This window comes from Palleronia sp. (genome assembly GCF_042089775.1).
In the GTDB taxonomy this organism is placed as follows: Bacteria; Pseudomonadota; Alphaproteobacteria; order Rhodobacterales; family Rhodobacteraceae; genus Palleronia.
Genome location: NZ_JBELKF010000222.1, coordinates 1 through 2,919, shown reverse-complemented (window position 1 = coordinate 2,919; position 2,919 = coordinate 1). Strand labels below are relative to the sequence as shown.

The following is a 2,919-nucleotide window of genomic DNA, read 5'->3' as shown; positions in this document are numbered from 1 at the left end:
TGAACACCGGCGGCATCTACCGCGCGATCCTGACGCGGCAGATCAATGCCGGCGACCCGAAGGCTTCCGAGCATTTCTTTGGCTGGCTCCGGCCGCCGGAGATTCGCAAGCGCCGGACGGCCGAGAAGCGGCTCTTCGACACCGGCGATTACGACCACAACGGCGACGAAATCGCGATCTGGCGTGTCGACGAGCGTGGAAAGCTGCGTGGCGTACTGAAGACCATCTCCAGTGCCGAGCTGCTGGCGCGCATGCAGCGACCGGCGGTGGCGCCAGTCGAGGCCGGGCAGGGGGCCGAGAACCCCGAAGACCTCATCGCCCAGATCCACGCGCTGACCGGCGCGCATCTCGCTCGGACGGCGGCCTGACCATGCAGCTCGGCCGCAAACTACGCGGCCTCCAAGGTGGGCGCGTCGGCTTCATGTGTCCCGGCTGCGGGACGATGCACAAAGTGACCGTCGAGGGGCAGGGCCGTCCACACTGGGACTGGAACGGCGACGCCGACGCGCCGACCTTTTCGCCCTCGGTGCTGGTGGTGATGCCTGACCCAGACCGGCCGGGCGTCAACCTCTCGACCTGCCACAGCTTCGTGCGCGACGGCCGCATCCAGTTCCTCGGTGACAGCACCCATGCGCTCACCGGGCAGACCGTCGACCTCCCCGATTTCTACCCCGCTCAGAAAGGAGCATGACTATGCTACCCATCGGACAGATCGCCCTCGTGATCCGGATGCTGCTCTACCCGATTGCCGGGTGGATCGCCGGCACCGGTTTCGCTACCTTCGACCGCGCTACCGGCCTGCTGACCTTCGATGTCAGCAATATAGCTCAGATTCTCGCGGGCCTCGTGATCTACGCTGTGGCGTGGATCTGGTCGCGGATCGCCTCGGCGCGCGGTGGGGTCACCTGATGCCAGCTCGCGTTCTCGCTCTCAATCGATGTCAGATTTGAGCGCTGTCTTGCCCATCAAAACTGCGTCCACTGGAGTGATCCGGCGGGCGCGCCTTCGGCTTCCAGAGAGTAGTACGCTTGCCGAAATAGCCTTGCCGATCGCCATGTAGGAAACACCCGTTGCAGTCAGGGGGCCTGGTTTGCTCTACTGGACCAACTACACGGACGAAGGTAGAGGCGAGCGCTTGAAAGGTTGTTGGCATGAAAGGCCATGCTACCTCGGCCGCCCCAAAGCGCCAAGCCAAGGAGTTGCTCATGTCTTCAATTTCGAGCGCGTGCTCTCTCTTTCGCTATTCGAGCCCTTCTCGCGTGGCGGTTTTCTTTTGGGGCTTCGGCGCCGGTTCTCTGTCGATGGCGCTCTACGCTTCGATCGATAAGTGGCTCTTCGTATGAGCCCGGCCGCATCTGGGGCGAAGGGACTGTCAAAGGCGCTAAACTCCTAGCCTTTGGCCGCCTCACCTCGGGTTGAGGCGCGCTATCGAGGTGTCGTTCAAGGGCTGTAACAGCGCGCTCCATGAGGGGGCCATTCGAACGATTCTCTATATGTGTCAGCAGGACGCCGACGACTGTAGCCATCGCCGCCGCAAAATTGACGCCTATCCCAGCCCACGTTGTAAGGCGGCTCGCAGCATCAGGGTTCTGTGCGGCAACGTTCGCGATGACTGTTCGGGCGGGAGTGTCAGTATACTGTAGGACTTGAGATGCCGTGACGAGTGCCTCGGCGTCTCGCCGGCCGAACTTCGGATTTTGAACTAGAACAATGGCGTCTTGGAGTATTTCATAGAAGCCGTTCGGTACATGAGCCCACTGACCGCATCGAGGGCAACCCGCTCGACAGTCTGTCATCGAGATAACGGATCCAACAGGGCCGCCGAAGGCTGGGAAAACCAGACCGCACTTTTTACAAACTGCAGGAATCATATGCATAGATAGAACTTAGCGGTGCTCGCTACGGTTCACCAGATACAGGGCCTCACGCGTGAAGATTGCACGCGCGGCTTGGTATCCGTGCAGGCAGTCTGGATCCGAGCGACCGCGAAGATCGGCGGGGCCGCGGCTGCTGCCCGCCCGCGTCCTCACTCTCGATCTCTGTCTTGGGCCTTGCCCCTCACCGGCCAGATACAAGACCGCCCGCCGGAGGGAGCGGCGGGCGACTCTCGGTGAGAGTGACTGAACAAAACTGCTTGCAACCAAAGATCGACTGGAGGAGCATGCCTGCACGTAAAAAATGGTGTGAGGAATGGCATGGGTAGCACTGGATCTGGAAACTTCTCGGACTACCCCGGCTCGCGTCCCAAGAATGGAGCGCAAGGAGCCGGAGGTGGTGGCGCCAGTGGAGAAGACCGCTGCGGGCGGGCGTTTTCTTGTACGCTCGAAGAGGTGGAACAGTGCGAATACTTTGACGCGAACGGGGCCGTACCTCCGGTTGGCACCGTGCTATCCATCGAGCAGCGCGGTAGACTTTTCGCGATCGATGCGAGTGGACTGAGCGTCGGAGCGCTGCCGACCGGGCTAAACTACTTGGCCGACTGTATCGCTGCCGGCTTCACCTACGATGGGCGTGTAAATGCTTCAGCATCAAAGCCAGTGGCATCGGTTAGCGTCGACTTCGCGCCGCGTCGGACATGACGACTGATCAAGAACTCCTGTTGATCGGGGAGGTCTATATCGACTTCACCCTGCCTAAATCGGGAGCGGACAGTAAGCTTCGGCTTGGCGGTATCGTCCACGCCGCACGTGGCCTATGGGCAATAGGAACGGATTTCTCTGTCGCTGCAATATGCCCCGCTTATTTAGTCAATGAGGTCCGCGCTTATCTCAAAAGTCTAGGGTGCAGCAAGTTCATCTGGCTTGCGGAAGTGAAGAGTGCGCCGAACGTAATGATGATTGGAGATCCGACCGAACTCGCGGATCAAGCCTATCAAGACCTTTTGAGAGATGTAAAGGTTGTCGAATTTCTGGATAATAT

Annotated in this window: 2 protein-coding genes and 2 pseudogenes; all 4 read left to right on the top strand. The window is 60.2% G+C overall.

Annotated features, from left to right (window positions below):
- Positions 1 to 368: pseudogene (locus ACFDS3_RS20270) on the top strand (lysozyme); the annotation flags it as partial.
- A 2-nt stretch (positions 369 to 370) separates the two neighbouring features.
- Positions 371 to 691: a DUF6527 family protein gene (locus ACFDS3_RS20265; RefSeq protein WP_375264133.1), complete on the top strand. Its 321-nt coding sequence runs from the start codon at positions 371 to 373 to the stop codon at positions 689 to 691.
- A gap of 2 nt (positions 692 to 693) precedes the next feature.
- Positions 694 to 909 carry a hypothetical protein gene (locus tag ACFDS3_RS20260; RefSeq protein WP_375264132.1) on the top strand — a complete coding sequence of 72 codons (216 nt, stop codon included), beginning with the start codon at positions 694 to 696 and terminating at the stop codon, positions 907 to 909.
- A gap of 1,666 nt (positions 910 to 2,575) precedes the next feature.
- Positions 2,576 to 2,919, top strand: a pseudogene (locus ACFDS3_RS20255) (sugar kinase); the annotation flags it as partial.

Coding starts and splice junctions, on each gene's coding strand:
- ACFDS3_RS20265 (WP_375264133.1), top strand. CDS start 371: ATGCAGCTCGGCCGCAAACTACGCGGCCTCCAAGGTGGGCGCGTCGGC.
- ACFDS3_RS20260 (WP_375264132.1), top strand. CDS start 694: ATGCTACCCATCGGACAGATCGCCCTCGTGATCCGGATGCTGCTCTAC.